This window comes from Geomicrobium sp. JCM 19055 (genome assembly GCF_000698185.1).
Taxonomy (GTDB): domain Bacteria; phylum Bacillota; class Bacilli; order Bacillales; family Marinococcaceae; genus Geomicrobium_A; species Geomicrobium_A sediminis.
In genome coordinates this window covers 36,750-52,282 of sequence record NZ_BAXL01000007.1, presented here as the reverse complement: position 1 = coordinate 52,282, position 15,533 = coordinate 36,750, and the positions used below count along the sequence as shown (strand labels likewise).

The window sequence follows — 15,533 nt, the reverse complement described above, 5'->3', positions numbered from 1 at the left end:
GACTCATTCATTCCTTCCGTTTATAAAACCACAAAGCAAAAACGATCCCTAACATTGCTCCAAAACTATCCAACGCGACATCTTGCCACATCCCGCTTCGATCAGGATGAAAAAACTGACGCACTTCATCAATAACCGCAAAACCGACAACGATCAAAAAGCTAAAAAGGCTTGATCGAAACGCATTTACGTTACATCCATATAACAATCGAAATAGTAAAAAAAGCGAGCAATCCAAATACGAAGACGTGCATTCCCTTTCTAATAAAGAACTCAATAAACGTGACGAGGCCGAGGTTATCTACACTAATTAGGCGACCTCCATATGTAAATGCAACCGGTGAGAACAACGTCTCCAAAAATTCACTTCCCGGGAATTGCGCGAGTACCGATCGAATATCTTGTTGCTCGTACGACATCGTCGAACTCACAAAAATCAGAATGATCACACCAGCTAAAGGCACAACTAAGCGAAACGTTCTAGACATTGGTTCCCTTTAATTCTGGCCACGCTTTTGTTAATTGGTTCTGTATGTAAACGTGAGCTTCATCTAGACTCATCGCTGGCTCCTCCTCTGAACGTTGCACGAGATGGTTCATTAAAGCAATCAACTGTTCTTTTTTTATCATCCATACGTTGCCCTCCTTTTCATGTCACTACTTAGACGTACAGATTACCTAGGACGTTACAAAAAGCAGGGCGTAAATTCGCCCTGCCTACGTGACATATTTCAGTTGATCTTGACGATGATCCCTATAATAAGAAACCATCGGTGCTAACGTTTCTTTAAAATCTGGACAAATAATGCCACTGCCCGAGAGATCTCGTACTGTTTGTGATGAGTCATACGTTGCATCAATCTCGTGGTACGCCAAAGCCTCACTTGATACTCGGAAGTATCGTTCGAGCACAGCATTTAGCGAGTGCCCCGCTATGTGCGAGAGCAACGTCTTCTTCGGTGTCTTCTGGAGATAGGTTTCACTCAACATCGTGTAAACTTCCTCCATCGTATACGGATGAGGATCAGTAAGGTGATACGTTTTCCCAATACCCTTTTCGTGATGACTTAGAAACACCGCGGCCCGTACGACGTAGTCGACTGGAACGAAATTCCCGTTCACTGAGCCTTTTACAAGTAACGGGACGTTTCTAAACCGAAGCTGCCTGAACCGCTCCAACATATTCAAGTAAAAATACACACCATCAAACTTCGTCGTTACACCGGTCTTAGAATGACCACGTACAATACCAGGCCGAATAATCGTCGTGGGTACGTTCTGCTTCGTCTCAAGGGCAAGCACTTCAGCTTCATATTTGGAACGTTCATAGTGATTTTTGAACTGTTGATCTCGAATCAACTCTGTTTCAAAAATCGTGCCTTCTCGATCACCTGATACGAATGCTGTACTAAAATACGTATATCGCTTGAGCGAATGAATCCCTTCAACAAACTGATTCACATTGCGCGTACCTACAACATTAACCTTATGAGCCACTTTTTCTTTAACTGAAAGATCGTATATGGCAGCGAGATGAAAGACGTGTGTAACAGACCGTTGTAAATTGTGTCGAAGCTCCTGACTCAAGCCAAGCTCGTCTTCTGTAATATCGCCAGGAATGAACTCCCATTGATTCTGAAACAACCCGTCGATCGCAAATTGTTGCTTCGCTTTTTGCAACATGCTAGGTTGCACGAGCAAATAAAGCTTATGCACGTTGTTCGTTGCAACAATCTCATCTAGTAACTGCCCCGAAAGAAACCCTGGATAACCAGTAATGAAGTACGTGTTCTCCATCTAATGCACCTCTATTTCAAGAATTTCTTAACGAGGTTAATTTTGTTTTTAAATGGCGGATACATAAACGATACTTTCACTTTGGAACTACGATTTGTAACGCTCTTCTTATGAGAGAACGTCTCAAAGCTGTAGACACCATGATAACTCCCCATTCCAGAAGCACTACCCCTCCAAAAGGCAAATGAGGATTCGCCACGTGCATAATCGTATCGTTCACACATCCTCCTCCAAATGAGATGTCTTCCATTACTTGATCTTGAAGCTCAGTATCCTCAGAGAAGAAGTAAAACGCAAGAGGCTTCGGCTGCCTTTTAATATCTGAGATTGCGACATCTAAATCTTCAAACGTCAAAATCGGCAAGATCGGTCCAAAAATCTCCTCTTCCATTGATGCTGCATCACGATCTGGTAAATCGAGCAAAGTCGGTTCAATAAAACGATCCTCAACATCATGATGACCACCGTAAATAAGATGATCTTGATCTTTTGCAATCATTTCTTGCAATCGTTTAAAATGTCCTTCATTAATCACCCTTCCGTAATCAGGATTGTGTTGAATGTCTTTCCCATAAAACTGTTCAATCTTCTTTTTCATCGCTTTAATCAATGAATCTTTCACGTCTGCATGGACGATAATATGATCTGGAGCGATGCATGTTTGTCCATTGTTTAGAAATTTCCCCCAGACAATCCGCTCTGCAGCTCGTTTAATGTTCGCGTCTTTATGAACGAGCGTTGGACTTTTTCCGCCAAGCTCAAGCGTGACCGGTACAAGGTTCTTTGAAGCAGCTTCCATGACAATCTTTCCGACTTTCGTACTTCCAGTAAAGAAAATGTAGTCAAACGGCGCATGAATTAAAGCGGCATTCGTCTCAACTTCTCCTTCAACGACACGGATATATTCCTTGAAAAATATTTTTTCACAAAGCTTTTAACGAGCTTACTCGTCTCTGGCGTATGCTCGGATGGCTTCAAAATAGCGCAGTTCCCAGCAGCAATTGCTCCAATTAATGGTTCAATTAGTAATTGGAAGGGATAGTTAAACGGGCCAATAATTAACACTGTTCCATACGGTTCATAGAGTGTGTAATTCTTCGAAGGTTGCATAAACGTTGGCGTCTTCACTTTCTCAGGCTTCGCCCATTTCGGGATCTGTTTAATCGCTTCATCGATGTTCGTTAAAACGATACCGATTTCTGTCGTATAAGTTTCAAACTGGCTTTTCCCGAGATCAAGTTGCAATGCTTCATAGATTTCTTGCTCTTGATTTTGAATCATCGTTTTCAATTTCTTTAGCTGTTCAATCCGAAAATCAATTGATTTTGTCGCACCACTATAAAAAAAATTGTCGATGCTCCAAAAGTAGCTCCTTTGCTTCTTCTACCGTGCTTACATCTGGTTTCATGACAACCTCCTCATTTAATTTTCAAAAATCTTGTTGCTTTACGTCGATTTTTGCCGTATTATACATTCATGCTCAAATTACTATCTGTTGAAAACGTTTTCAACAGTGCGTGCATACTTCAGTATAGCATGTGTTACAGATATGATCGAAAGAGGTGCATGAGGTAATGATTGAACCAGAAAAACAACCAGAATCTAGTTACAATCGCCGTAATAAAATCGGACTCATACTAGGTCCTGTGCTTTTTTTGCTTACGTATTTTCTCATTCCAGATAGCGTAATGGGTCACGAACCGCGAGTCGTTCTTGCGGTAACGCTACTCGTTGCAACATTTTGGGTTACAGAAGCCATTCCTATGGCTGCCGCATCACTCGTTCCAATTGTATTAATTCCCGTCTTACAAGGGGCTGAAATGGGCACCATTGCCTCTGCATATGCAAACCCTGTCATCTTTATGTACGCAGGTGGTTTCGTCATCGCGATCGCCATTGAAAAATGGAATTTGCATCGCCGAATTGCACTAAATATTATTCAAATGATTGGCTCAGAAAGCCAACGTATTATTCTCGGTATTATTATTTCTACTGCTGCAATTTCGATGTTCGTATCTAATGCTGCAACAGCACTTATGATGCTACCTGTAGCAATTGCCTTAATTAAAGAAGTTAAAGAAAAGAACATATTAACGGGTGACAATTTACAGCACTTCTCAAAGAGTATCTTGTTATCTGTCGCTTATGCTGCGACCATCGGTGGTCTTGCAACGATCGTTGCTGCGGTACCAAACGCCGTCCTTGCCGGTATTGCTTACGAACAACTCGGACGTACAGTAACATTCGTCGAATGGTTCATGTTCGCAGGTCCAGTCGCTCTTCTTATGCTTGTCGTTCTATACTTCTACCTTACTCGTATGGCATTTAAAATTACGAATAATGATGAAGAAGGCGACACAGGAAATCTAGACTTTATTAAAGAAGAAAAAGCAAAACTTGGAAAGTTCAACTACAACGAAGCAATGGTTTCATTTGCATTCGGTTTAACTGTAATACTATGGGTTTCAATTCCTTTCATTGGGGATTTAGGGGACTTTATCCATGACGGTGCAATTGCAGTCTTTGGTGCTCTTCTCTTATTCTTCATCCCAAGTTCTAAGAAAGGTGAACGAATTCTAGAGTGGCAAGATATGACTCGCCTCCCGTGGGGTGTCTTAATTCTCTTTGGTGGGGGTATGGCAATTGCTGCCGGGTTCTCATCTTCAGGATTGAATGATCACATTGGTGAAATTCTACAAATGCTTGAAGGATTACACTTCTTCTTCATTATTCTATTACTCGTTGTGATCGTACTTGCAATTACAGAGATTCTTTCAAACACTGCCGTTGCCAACCTCGTTATTCCACTAACACTAGGAATGGGGATTGCGCTAGGAATTGATCCGTTACCACTCATGGCAGCTGCTGCACTCGCTGCTGGTTCTTGTTACATGCTCCCGGTGGCCACACCACCAAACACTGCCGTCTTCAGCGCAGGTTACTTGCGTATTGATGACATGGCGAAAGCCGGAGTATGGCTAAACTTAGCATCAATTATTATTATTACTGCTGCCGTCTACTGGTGGATGCCGATTGTATTCGGACTATAATCGCTTAACAAAGACCCCCATACAACTTGTATGAGGGTCTTTTTCTCAGTTACGCCGTTTTAATAACAGTTACATTCACATCTGCAAGCGTCGATGCTTGTGAAGAGTTAAGCGTAATGACGGCAGGAGCATCAATCGTAACAGTTACTGCACCTGATAAGAATGAGGCACCAGTGCCAGTATCAGCAGACTCCACTAAATCAGTTGCTCCTTGTTGTAGGATCAAGCCTACAGGACCACCTGCTACCGTAGGTGTTACTTCTGCGTTATAAGAAATTGTATACGTCCCAGCTTCAACTAGGTTAATCGCTGCTTCACCAGGCGTATGAGTAATTGCAGTTCCAACGAGTTGTACGTTGGTCGTTAATGGGACAGCTAAAGGTGCAGTTGTGCTATCGACAGTCGGACTATTAAAAATCCCGAAGTCTAAATCTCCTGGAAGTGTAGGAACAGTTGGTGATGTCGGTACAACACCGCCACCAACGACTCCAGGTCCGTTAATTAGGTTGTTGTTGATCTCAATACCATTTTTGCAATAGCGACTATTTTGAAAAGGATTAGGTCTTACCATCCATTTTCACCTCCTGTTATTCCTTACAGTGTATACAGGCAAGAGCGTGTTTGACTTTGCGTTTGCCCTAGTAAAAATGCGGATTCTTTTTTAGGAGACTATCGACAAACTGATTTCTTTTGTTATGATACGAACAAGCAAAGGGGAGACTACACATGTACTCAATCTATATCGTTGAAGACGATCAGCAAATCGCAACGTTACTCGGTCAGCACCTCGGTCGTTACGGTTATGACGTGACGTATACTACTCAGTTCGATGACGTTAAAGCAGAAGTAATCGAACGTAGCCCCGATCTGATTTTGTTAGACATTAACCTTCCGTATTTCGATGGCTTTCATTGGTGCAGACAAATCCGAACATTTTCGAATGTGCCGGTCATCTTTATCTCTGCTCGTACCGATGAAATGAATCAAGTGCTCGCCATTGAACATGGCGGCGATGATTACATTACAAAGCCTTTCCATTTGGACGTTGTAACCGCCAAAATCAAAAGTGCGTTACGACGTACGTACGGAGAATACGCGAACAATACAGACTCCGAGCAAAAAGAAATCAATGGGCTGATTATCTACCCTAACAAAAACGAAATTGAATTTAAGCAATCACGAATTGAACTTTCCAAAAAAAGAATTCCTCCTATTTGCAAAGCTCATTGCCCAACCTGATCAAATCGTTAGCCGAGATGATTTGTTGGAATCACTTTGGGATGAGGTTGATTTTGTGGATGACAATACGCTTTCTGTAAACGTCAACCGTGTACGAAAACGACTGCAAGAGATTGGCATTGTAGATGCCATTCATACGGTGCGAGGTCAAGGATACCGACTTCGAGTGAATTGGTAAGGAGCAATGTTATGCTAAAAGATTTTCTGCACGACCGGTTACCGCTCATTGTACTCATTTACTTTAGTACGCTCATCACCATTTTAATTGCTGTACTTTTAATCAGCTTTTCAGGGGGAGAACAGAGCTTCTCAACCTATGTCTATATGCTTCTCCTCGCGTCCCTTTTTCTTTGTGCTGGTTTATTGATTGATTACGTAAGACACCGGTCGTTTTTGAAACAGTTGTATGCCATTGATCCACATTCGACCTCGTTGGATGAGATCCGTAAGCTTACACACCGCCAAGCGCCAACACAAACGACAAAACGAATGCTGGATGTCATTCGCACGGTCGATGTTCACACTCACGATCAAATCATTCAATATGAAACCGATCGAAAGCAGCACGAAACGTTTATTAACCAATGGGTTCATCATATGAAAACACCAATGAGTGTCATTTCGCTTCTCTCTCAAGAAGGAAAAAAACAGGCGGGTGACGATCATGTCCAAACGTTTTTCAACGACATTCAAGATGAGAATGATCGCTTCCGACACGGTCTTGAACTCATGTTGCAACTCGCACGATTGGATCACTTCTCCCTCGATTTTCGTGCCGAGCCTGTTGAATTAACACAGCTATTACGTGAAGTGATCAATGAGGAAAAACGTCAATTCATTCGACGTAACCTTTACCCTCAAATTGTAGAAGACACCGATCAAACGACCGTATACAGTGACTCCAAATGGTTACGTACCGTGATTAAACAATTAATCATTAATGCAATTAACTATTCCCATCACGGAGATGGAAACAAAATCACTTGTACAATTAAACAAGAACGAGAAAGTGTGTCCCTCTTTATCCAAGACTCAGGGATCGGAATTCCAACACACGATCTCCCCCGTGTATTTGAACCATTCTTTACTGGAGATAACGGTCGTAAAAAAACAGAATCAACCGGTATGGGGCTTTATCTCGCACGCACGATCGCCAATCAATTAGGTCATTCCTTAACGATAGATTCCGAATTAGAACGAGGAACGACCGTGCGTCTTACATTTACGAGCAAAACTTTATGACAAGTTTGTAAGGTTATGAAAGAACAATCGATGGGAAGAGCGGGATCTCAATCGCTATACTAAACTCACAACAGTAAAGGAGAGATTCCGAATGACACTTCTACACGTCGATGCAATTAGTAAGACATATTATCCAAAAAAAAGAAGGGCTTTCTTATAAAGCTCTATCAAATTTCAACATGTCAGTAGAACGCGGGGAATTTGTTGGGGTCATGGGACCTTCTGGTAGCGGGAAAACAACCTTATTAAACTTACTCGCAACGATTGATAAACCAACGTCAGGAACGTTCCTAATTGATGGGACAGACCCTGCTACGTTAAATGATAGCCAATTAGCACAGTTTCGCCGTAGACAACTTGGTTTTGTCTTTCAAGATTTTAATTTACTCGACACGTTAACGGTTCGAGAGAACATTCTATTGCCACTCGCACTCGATAAGACGTCACACAAGACGATGAACAATCGCCTTGATTTGCTTGCAGACCAACTCGGTATTCAAGACATCTTAGACAAGAGAACAACTGAAATTTCAGGTGGACAACAACAGCGTACCGCGTGTGCTAGAGCTGTTATCCATGATCCAAAAATCGTACTTGCAGATGAACCGACGGGCAACCTCGACTCCAAGTCAGCTCGCCAAGTCATGGATACGATGACAACGATGAATAAAGATGAGGGCGCAACGATTTTAATGGTAACCCACGATGCGACAGCAGCGAGTTATTGCGATCGAATTGTCTTTATAAAAGATGGCCAATTCTTCTCTGAAATCCGTAAAGGAGAGCGTCAGCAGACTTTCTATCAAAAAGTCCTCGACACGCTTTCTGTACTCGGAGGTGACTTTAGTGACGATCACAAAACTCGCTCGTAAAAACCTCACGGGTCACGCTCAACGATATGCTGCCTATTTTCTAAGTTGTGTGTTTGCCGTGTCAGTGTTTTTCATTTATGCACAGTTTGTGTTTCACCCTGAAGTTATGGACGGAGACATTCGCGGTGGAGATGCCGTGCGTACTGGAATGATCATGCTCAAGTGATTATCATTCTGTTTTCAATATTCTTCATCGCCTATTCAAATCGCGTTTTCTTGAGTACACGTTCAAAAGAGTTCGGTCTACTGTCGTTATTCGGAATGAGCAAACGACAATTGTGTCGCTTAGTTTATTTTGAGCAGACGCTCATTTCTGTAGCTGCGATTCTAGTCGGGCTAGGGATCGGAACGTTATTTTCTAAATTGTTCTTGATGCTGATGTCGTCGATGCTTGGAACCGAGTCACCCATTGAGTTTCAGTTCGTATTATTTGCGTATTCACTAACGGCTCTTGGATTTTTTTGCCTTATTCCAAGTGCTCACGTTACTGTCATTTTGGCGCTTACGAAAAGCGAACATTCAAGATCTCCTAAAAGACGCACGTAAACCGAAACAAATGCCAAAGTTCTCTTGGATTCTAACGATTCTAGGGTTAATTTTGCTCATCGCAGGCTATATGATTGCAGCTACCGCCTCAATCATGCTTGCCGTTTTCTTAATACCGCCGATCTTGTTTCTCGTCGTCACTGGCTCCTATTTATTGTTCCGCCAAGGAACGGTCGCTTTATATAAGAAGCTTTATGATAAACCTTCGTTATACAGCGGGACAAATCTTGTGACGCGTACGAATATTCTTTTCCGTTTAAAAGATTATGCGAACATGTTGTTTTTAACTTCGACCATAATCGCCGTCGTCTTAACTGCGGGTGGAACGGTCTACCTGCTCTTCGATTCAACGATTCGAATGGCAATGAATCAAATGCCAACAACGATTGCTTGGTATAACTTTGATGAAGACGAACCAACGTTAGAGAAAGAAACCGCAGATGCGATTCTCGCAGAGCACGACACGGAGATTTTATATACGATCGATACAGAAGTTACACCGATTGATTTTCAAACAGGTAATCTTGAAACCGATGCGGTTGCACTGCCTGAATCAGCGTACAACGACATAGCAGTCGATATGGATCTTCCACAACTAAATTTACAATCAGACGAAGTCTTTGTGGCCGCACCTTTTGTTCAAAACAGTCCTGAATACTCTCTCGATGAGGGAGATGTCATTCATGTTCATAACGAGGCGTACACCGTTTATGACCTCACTGAACGTCCGATTTTGTCCACAGCGAATAGCGGCTGGATACAATTCATCGTCCCTGACGAAACCTATGCACAATGGGGATCTGTCGTTGATGAGCGTTATCACGCGTACGGATATGAATTGGATAATTGGAAAGAACAAGGCGAAGTTTCGAATGAAATCCGCGAAGCTGCTGATTCTGGACACCAATCATATTTCGTTCAGGCGAACGCCTCGGATTATCAAATGGTCATGCAGACATTTTCACTAACACTTTTCATCGGAATCTTTGTGAGCTTACTCTTCTTCATTGTTCAAGGAAGCATGCTTTACTTAAAGCTGTTTACTGAACTTGAAGATACGAAAAAACAACTACTCTCGCTTAAACGAATTGGATTAACGAAGAAAGAAGCGAAAAAGATTCTCGGATCGAAAATCCGCTTTCTCTTCTTCACTCCGTACCTCGTTGGTGCATTGCATGCGAGCTTTGCCTTTTTAATGCTAAACAGCATGCTCGAAGGCGCTGCCGGTTCAATGTTATTATGGAACGGTTTGCTCGTGATCGGGATTGGTGCACTTTTACAACTCATCTATTTCTTCATCACACGCTATTACTTCGTGCGTGCCGCATACAAATCATAAGAATTAACCTTGATTAAGACACCTCCCACTAATGTTATGAATACGTTAGTGGGAGGTTTTTGTTTAGCTGCCTTTAGCTTAATCATTCCACCTGTCCTCCTAACAAGTGAGCAATTAAGATTTTGATTCTAAACGAGCAAACCGATTGATACATATGTACAACGAGGAGGACGAGTGATGAAGCATGCTCAACAGACAATTCCTTGGCTACAACGCTTTGCTCGATTCGGTTATATGTGTCAAGGAACTGTATTTATCCTTATTGGTATTCTCGCGCTACTTGCTGCGTTTAACCTTGGCGGAGATACAGAGAACACAACCGGGGCACTGCGGTCACTTTCTCGGTTGCCTTTCGGACAATTTCTGCTCTTTGCGATCGGCTTTGGGCTGATTGGCTATATTATGTTAATGCTTTTAAAAACGTTTAAAGATGTCGATAATCACGGCACTGCACTTGGTGGCCTTTTTCAACGCGGGACGTATCTGTTTAGCGCGTTTGTTTATAGTTTAATTTGCATTCAATCCTTTCGCTTTGCCCTCCATCAATTTAGTCAAGACACCTATAACGAAACGACTTTTTCCTCTTACTTGTTATCTAAGCCTTACGGCGCGATGGTCGTGTTTATTATCGGACTAGGAATCTTGATTGCAGGTTTAATGCAATTTTACTTTGCGCTAACGAACACACACCGCGACGGCTTTAAGTCGTATGAAATGACACAAAAGGAAAAGCATTTCGCAACGATGACAGGGAAGATAGGGTTTGGGGCACGCTCCATTCTGTTTATGATGATCGGTTACTTTTTCATGATCACCGCTCACCGATCTGACCCGAACGAAGCACGAGGATTCGACGATGCCCTTGCAACACTGCAAAAACAACCGTTCGGAGATGTGTGGTTAGCGATTGTTGCTTTTGGACTCGTCGCATATGGGGTGTATGCGTTTGTTCGTGCGTATTATGAGCAGATGCGATTTTAACCTTCCGATCCGGGAGGTTTTTTTCTTTTGTTTTGAACTTCCCATTACTGCATAAAATGACGTCTGTTTGGGCAAACTGTGTCACAAATTGACTGTTAAAGGACGTGACACCATTGCAAAACTCTCCGAAGGAAAACCATACACTCGTCTGTGTGCAACATGGTAAAAACGGACTTCGCTTTATTGAACAGGCATTACAAACGATCGACCATACATTACACCACACAACCATTTTTTTATTCGATAACATGGCTTGCGAAGAAGACGAGGCGCATCGCATCGTTGGAATGTCTTTGTTTCAAAAGCTTGCCCTAAAATACGAAGCGGATTTACTCATAAGCGAAGGAAAACCATTGACCAACCGGAAACTCATCGCTGAGACTGCAAAAGAAGTTCAAGCGACACATTTAATTGTCGGCCAATCAATTGAGAGTTTATGGCGCAAATGGATCGGGAAATCTACCATTGATCACCTTTCAAAGGACATCCCTTCTGTCAATGTGCACATGATTCCACACGAACATGCCCATGAAGAAGAAGATTGGACGTTTGATAAAGGAGTCGATGCCTACCTATTCCCTATATTCAATGGAACGTACTTAGTCGATTTTCACCCAACCGGCGACGAATCACATGAAGGGGTTTTCTTTAAACATCGTCATACAGACTTTAACAACGGTCGGTTTGCCTTTTATGATGACGACCGCATTACCGAAGCACACGTTAGAAAAGGGATTATTCACGAACTAACGGACCACTTTGAACAACAAGCTTAAAAAGGATGATAATGATGGCTGAGAATATTCTTGTTTGCGTCAATTATGGACACCACGGAGCACGACTGATCAAACGAGGATCAGAGCTTGCCAAAACAACGGAAGCGAATCTCTACATTCTTGTCTTTGATTCCCTCCCACAAGACGATTACAAAAATGATCGTGAAGTTGATATGAGTATTTTCAAAGAAATGGCAGCTGACTATGGAGCAGAACTAATCGTAGAAGAAAGTCACGCCCACAACATTACGAAGGTTATTAAGCGAATCGCAAAAGAAATCGATGCGACTCAAATCGTCATTGGTCAACGTGTGGAAAACTTGTGGACAGCGTTAATTGGCGGTTCAATTATCGACATTCTCCTACATGATATTCCTTCAGCTGACTTGCACGTTGTGCCGAAGCCTCGTGCTGATGAAGAAGAAGATTGGAACTTTGAGCGTGGGGTTACTGCTTACCTATATAAAAATGACGATCACACGTATACGCTTAATTTCGATCACAAGAAAAACTGTGATTACGAAGGAGTCTTCTTCAAATACTTGCAAACCGATTTCAACAATGGCTTGTTCGCATTCCAAAAAGACAACCGTGTGTTTGAAGTGCGAGTCAACGATGGGGTCGTTGAGTCCCTCGTAGATATTGATGAAGAAAAAGATCGGACAATATAGAATGTCAAAAATCGAGGAGAATTCTCCTCGATTTTTGCGTCTTTATAGAGAAATAAACACGCGAAGTGTTTGGAACCACCACATAAGTGTCTGTATGTTGGGATTTGGCTCCAAAATTGAAGTTAGATTACTAAAACCCCACATAAACCTCCACCATACCTCTCTAAAAGAAAGCCCTTATCCAAGACCTCTTCAACAGTTTAAGACAGGACGCTATAAAACATCCTGTCTTTTGTAAATCATGTGGCGATCGCCAACATTAATGCGATATGAATAAGTAGAAATCCAATTGACGCCCACATTGATGGGAATGGCGGCGGAGCTAAGGAGACAGGATTGTAGTTGTTAAACACATCAATATGAGCAAACACAATCCAAGAAGCCCAGTCGTATTCAGCAGCAAGTAATACGAACAAATCTGCAAAAAAGTATGGCAAGATTGTTAGTACAATCGTAACGGCGGTGTTTTTCGTAATGACCGCAAATAACGTTGCTAGCGCTACATAAAAGATAAGTGACGGCGTCGTATACAATGCGGTTTCAAATAAGTAATAGAACGTTGACGAAAGTGGCACAACGTGCGGAAAGAACAACCCAAAAGCGAAAAGCAACGCTAACACAAAACAATAAAGCAAAAAGCTAATCACTAAGTTCGTCAACCACTTTGATAACAAAACTCGATGACGCGATACTGGTTTTATGAGTAATTGCTTGATCGTACCTGTCGATGCTTCACCTGAGATTGCTCCGGTCACGAGCACAAAACTGTACAACATAATAAAGATATGGAGAACAGAACCGATCGTGACAAACTCCTCTGTCGTAAGCAATAACCCAAAGGATTGATCAATCGCAATCGCAACGATAAAGATAAACAGAATCAGAATAGACATCATCATCATCGCGAGTCCAATTCTCCGACCGTGCCATGCTTTTAACGTCTCATTAATGACTAACACTTTCATCGTTCATCCCTCTCTGACTCTAATAACGAGAAGTAGCGCTCTTCCAACCCTTGTTCGTAACGTATCTCATATACCTGACGTTCTGCTGAACGAGCGCTTCAACGATCGCTGGAATCTGCTCATACGGTTGGTCGTAAATGACAAACTGATTCTCATTTTTTTCTACGTTCCCAAATTGCGCTAACTGTATGTGCATCGGCTTCTGGACTCGCTGTAACATGAATCGTATACGTACTTTCAGTCGCTGACGAACGCAAATCAAATTCATCAACAGCTTGACCATCTTTAATGACGATGGCACGGTCACAAAGCACTTCAACTTCACGAAGTTGGTGACTCGAAACGAGCAACGTTACCCCATCTTGCTTGGCTAAGCGACGTAAGTAATAGCGCAGTTCTTTTATTCCATTTGGATCTAAACCGTTTGTCGGTTCATCAAGAATTAATACGGATGGTTGATGAAGAATGGATACCGCAATGCCAAGTCGTTGCTTCATGCCCAGAGAATACGTTTTTACTTTGTCATCAATTCGATTTGTGAGTTCTACTAGGTCAATGACTTGTTCAATTCGTTCTTCACTAATTGGCTTTTGACTCATCCTTGCAAAGTGTTCAAGATTTTGTCTGCCCGATAAGTACGTATACAAATCAGGGTCTTCAACAATCGCACCAATGTGTTGCAGCGCTTCTTCACGGTTTTTGTTAAGGTCCTTTCCTTCAATAAAGACTTCCCCGCGGTCCATCTTTATTAAAGAGACGATTAAACGAATCGTCATCGTCTTCCCAGACCCATTCGGCCCTAAAAACCCATAAATTAAGCCCGATCCAGTGAAAATGATAAATCGTTGATCACTTTATGACCTTTGAACGTTCGACTCAATTGTTTCACAACAAGAGGTTTCATCAGCTAGCACCTCCTTAAATTTCTTGTGGCTAATTCGTTTTGATTGCATATAGATAGTTTCAGAACAGATAAAGTGGGGAGAAGTACATGGACGATAAAAAAAATTGCATTTTTACTGTGTGTGAACGATGAATCTTACTACATCAAGTGCTTACGACATATCTCGCTCTTATCCGTCCCCAAAGGATATACCATTGAAGTCATCGCAGTTCGCGGTGCCGAAAGTATGACAGAAGGATACAATAAAGGCATGAAAAAAAACCGATGCTAAATATAAAATTTACATGCATCAAGATGTGATGATTATCCACCATATGATGCTTTATAATATGCTCGAAATCTTCCTCAACTTTCCGAAGGTAGGGATGCTCGGAGTTGTAGGTTGTGAACAGCTAAACGACCAAGGCCTCTGGTGGGATAGCCCAAGTCGGTTCGGAAAAATTCTCGAAGATAAAGATTACTACGTCATGTCTGTACTCCAAGAACCAGCGGGCCACTATCAATCTGTTGAAGCGATTGACGGATTAATCATGATGACGCAATACGATCTTGAATGGGAGTCATCCGTCTTTGACGATTGGCATTTCTATGATATTTCTCAATGTGAACAGTTCAAAACTTACGGGTACGACATTGGCATTCCACAGCAAGGATACCCTTGGGTGATCCATGAATGCGGTCCAATTATTAATATGGAACGTTATGAAGAATATCGCTTAAAGTTTCTTGATTGGAAAGAACAACGGCTATAGCTCTTCTGCTCGTTCTTTTTTTTGCAAATTGAATGGCCGGTACAGCAAGAGCGAGCAATCCAAGCATAAAGACAACAACGCCAAGCCACGCAAACGAGGTATAGAAGAAGCCACCGATGGCTCCAGCAATGCTTGAACCTGCGTAATAAGCAAACAAATAAAGCGAAGATGCTTGAGATCGATATTCCTTAGCACGTTGGCTAACCCATGCACTTGCGGTAGAGTGTGCGCCAAAGAAACCAAATGTAAAGACCACAACGCCAAGTATCGTAATCAGCAACAGCGGCACTAACGTGAGCAATGCACCAACCGTCATTAAACCGATTCCTAGAAGAATCACTGCAGGCTTTCCGTGTCGATCAGCTTTTTTTACCCATATAAACCGAACTAAACGTTCCT

19 protein-coding genes and 3 pseudogenes are annotated in these 15,533 nt (G+C 42.2%); 12 read left to right on the top strand and 10 right to left on the bottom strand.

Features of this window, described 5'->3' with window-relative positions:
* Nucleotides 1-7: 7 nt before the first annotated feature.
* From JCM19055_RS23215 to JCM19055_RS07645, 5 genes and pseudogenes are all read right to left on the bottom strand, one after another.
* A complete protein-coding gene (locus tag JCM19055_RS23215; RefSeq protein WP_052366074.1) occupies nucleotides 8-208 on the bottom strand; it encodes a VanZ family protein in 201 nt (66 codons plus the stop codon).
* Nucleotides 192-488 carry a VanZ family protein gene (locus JCM19055_RS26290; protein WP_052366073.1) on the bottom strand — a complete coding sequence of 99 codons (297 nt, stop codon included), beginning with the start codon at nucleotides 486-488 and terminating at the stop codon, nucleotides 192-194. The genes JCM19055_RS23215 and JCM19055_RS26290 overlap by 17 nt, the downstream gene beginning before the upstream one ends.
* Nucleotides 481-630 carry a hypothetical protein gene (locus JCM19055_RS27225; protein ID WP_193745356.1) on the bottom strand — a complete coding sequence of 50 codons (150 nt, stop codon included), beginning with the start codon at nucleotides 628-630 and terminating at the stop codon, nucleotides 481-483. The genes JCM19055_RS26290 and JCM19055_RS27225 overlap by 8 nt, the downstream gene beginning before the upstream one ends.
* Nucleotides 631-717: 87 nt before the next feature.
* The gene (locus JCM19055_RS07650) at nucleotides 718-1,797 is read right to left on the bottom strand and encodes an SDR family oxidoreductase (RefSeq protein WP_042359329.1); all 1,080 of its coding nucleotides are present in this window, start codon (nucleotides 1,795-1,797) and stop codon (nucleotides 718-720) included.
* An 11-nt stretch (nucleotides 1,798-1,808) separates the two neighbouring features.
* Nucleotides 1,809-3,153: pseudogene (locus tag JCM19055_RS07645) on the bottom strand (aldehyde dehydrogenase).
* Nucleotides 3,154-3,371: 218 nt separating this feature from the next.
* On the opposite strand from JCM19055_RS07645, the gene JCM19055_RS07640 reads away from it, so the two are divergent.
* The gene (locus JCM19055_RS07640; protein WP_042359328.1) at nucleotides 3,372-4,847 is read left to right on the top strand and encodes a DASS family sodium-coupled anion symporter; all 1,476 of its coding nucleotides are present in this window, start codon (nucleotides 3,372-3,374) and stop codon (nucleotides 4,845-4,847) included.
* 49 nt (nucleotides 4,848-4,896) lie between these two features.
* Here JCM19055_RS07640 and JCM19055_RS07635 read toward each other — a convergent pair whose 3' ends face one another.
* Entirely contained in the window at nucleotides 4,897-5,418 is a 522-nt protein-coding gene (locus JCM19055_RS07635; protein WP_042359327.1) for a hypothetical protein, read from the bottom strand.
* A gap of 155 nt (nucleotides 5,419-5,573) precedes the next feature.
* Here JCM19055_RS07635 and JCM19055_RS07630 point away from each other — a divergent pair.
* The 9 genes and pseudogenes from JCM19055_RS07630 to JCM19055_RS07600 all read left to right on the top strand — a co-directional run bounded on the left by JCM19055_RS07630 (nucleotide 5,574) and on the right by JCM19055_RS07600 (nucleotide 12,513).
* Nucleotides 5,574-6,264 (top strand): annotated as a pseudogene (locus tag JCM19055_RS07630) (response regulator transcription factor).
* Nucleotides 6,265-6,275: 11 nt separating this feature from the next.
* Nucleotides 6,276-7,328, top strand: a complete 1,053-nt coding sequence (locus tag JCM19055_RS07625) for a HAMP domain-containing sensor histidine kinase (protein ID WP_042359326.1) — start codon at nucleotides 6,276-6,278, stop codon at nucleotides 7,326-7,328.
* Nucleotides 7,329-7,419: 91 nt separating this feature from the next.
* A pseudogene (locus tag JCM19055_RS07620) lies at nucleotides 7,420-8,200 on the top strand (ABC transporter ATP-binding protein).
* Nucleotides 8,175-8,366 carry a hypothetical protein gene (locus JCM19055_RS23205; RefSeq protein WP_052366072.1) on the top strand — a complete coding sequence of 64 codons (192 nt, stop codon included), beginning with the start codon at nucleotides 8,175-8,177 and terminating at the stop codon, nucleotides 8,364-8,366. The pseudogene JCM19055_RS07620 and the gene JCM19055_RS23205 overlap by 26 nt, the downstream one beginning before the upstream one ends.
* Nucleotides 8,363-8,746 (top strand): FtsX-like permease family protein, encoded by a 384-nt coding sequence (locus JCM19055_RS23200; RefSeq protein WP_052366071.1) that lies wholly within the window; start codon nucleotides 8,363-8,365, stop codon nucleotides 8,744-8,746. The genes JCM19055_RS23205 and JCM19055_RS23200 overlap by 4 nt, the downstream gene beginning before the upstream one ends.
* Nucleotides 8,676-10,085, top strand: a complete 1,410-nt coding sequence (locus JCM19055_RS07615) for an ABC transporter permease (protein WP_193745355.1) — start codon at nucleotides 8,676-8,678, stop codon at nucleotides 10,083-10,085. Before JCM19055_RS23200 ends, JCM19055_RS07615 begins: the two co-directional genes overlap by 71 nt.
* 177 nt (nucleotides 10,086-10,262) lie before the next feature.
* A complete protein-coding gene (locus tag JCM19055_RS07610; RefSeq protein ID WP_042359323.1) occupies nucleotides 10,263-11,066 on the top strand; it encodes a DUF1206 domain-containing protein in 804 nt (267 codons plus the stop codon).
* A gap of 113 nt (nucleotides 11,067-11,179) precedes the next feature.
* Nucleotides 11,180-11,842, top strand: a complete 663-nt coding sequence (locus tag JCM19055_RS07605) for a hypothetical protein (protein WP_042359321.1) — start codon at nucleotides 11,180-11,182, stop codon at nucleotides 11,840-11,842.
* Between the two features lie 14 nt (nucleotides 11,843-11,856).
* Nucleotides 11,857-12,513: a universal stress protein gene (locus tag JCM19055_RS07600; RefSeq protein WP_265181929.1), complete on the top strand. Its 657-nt coding sequence runs from the start codon at nucleotides 11,857-11,859 to the stop codon at nucleotides 12,511-12,513.
* A gap of 239 nt (nucleotides 12,514-12,752) precedes the next feature.
* On the opposite strand, the gene JCM19055_RS07595 is transcribed toward JCM19055_RS07600, so the two are convergent.
* The 3 genes from JCM19055_RS07595 to JCM19055_RS07590 are packed head-to-tail and all read right to left on the bottom strand — an operon-like array spanning nucleotide 12,753 to nucleotide 14,254.
* On the bottom strand, nucleotides 12,753-13,478 hold the full coding sequence (locus tag JCM19055_RS07595; RefSeq protein WP_042359318.1) for an ABC transporter permease: 726 nt from the start codon (nucleotides 13,476-13,478) through the stop codon (nucleotides 12,753-12,755).
* A 19-nt stretch (nucleotides 13,479-13,497) separates the two neighbouring features.
* Nucleotides 13,498-13,674 carry a hypothetical protein gene (locus tag JCM19055_RS28920; RefSeq protein ID WP_265181928.1) on the bottom strand — a complete coding sequence of 59 codons (177 nt, stop codon included), beginning with the start codon at nucleotides 13,672-13,674 and terminating at the stop codon, nucleotides 13,498-13,500.
* Nucleotides 13,631-14,254, bottom strand: coding sequence for an ABC transporter ATP-binding protein (locus JCM19055_RS07590; protein WP_052366068.1), 624 nt, complete (start codon nucleotides 14,252-14,254; stop codon nucleotides 13,631-13,633). Before JCM19055_RS07590 ends, JCM19055_RS28920 begins: the two co-directional genes overlap by 44 nt.
* 201 nt (nucleotides 14,255-14,455) lie before the next feature.
* On the opposite strand from JCM19055_RS07590, the gene JCM19055_RS31495 reads away from it, so the two are divergent.
* Both JCM19055_RS31495 and JCM19055_RS07585 read left to right on the top strand, forming a co-directional pair.
* Nucleotides 14,456-14,653: a glycosyltransferase gene (locus tag JCM19055_RS31495; protein ID WP_193745354.1), complete on the top strand. Its 198-nt coding sequence runs from the start codon at nucleotides 14,456-14,458 to the stop codon at nucleotides 14,651-14,653.
* 13 nt (nucleotides 14,654-14,666) lie between these two features.
* Nucleotides 14,667-15,134, top strand: coding sequence for a glycosyltransferase family protein (locus tag JCM19055_RS07585; RefSeq protein WP_052366067.1), 468 nt, complete (start codon nucleotides 14,667-14,669; stop codon nucleotides 15,132-15,134).
* On the opposite strand, the gene JCM19055_RS28915 is transcribed toward JCM19055_RS07585, so the two are convergent.
* On the bottom strand, nucleotides 15,070-15,513 hold the full coding sequence (locus JCM19055_RS28915) for an MFS transporter (protein ID WP_265181950.1): 444 nt from the start codon (nucleotides 15,511-15,513) through the stop codon (nucleotides 15,070-15,072). The two genes, JCM19055_RS07585 and JCM19055_RS28915, sit on opposite strands and share 65 nt — an antisense overlap.
* Nucleotides 15,514-15,533: the final 20 nt, after the last annotated feature.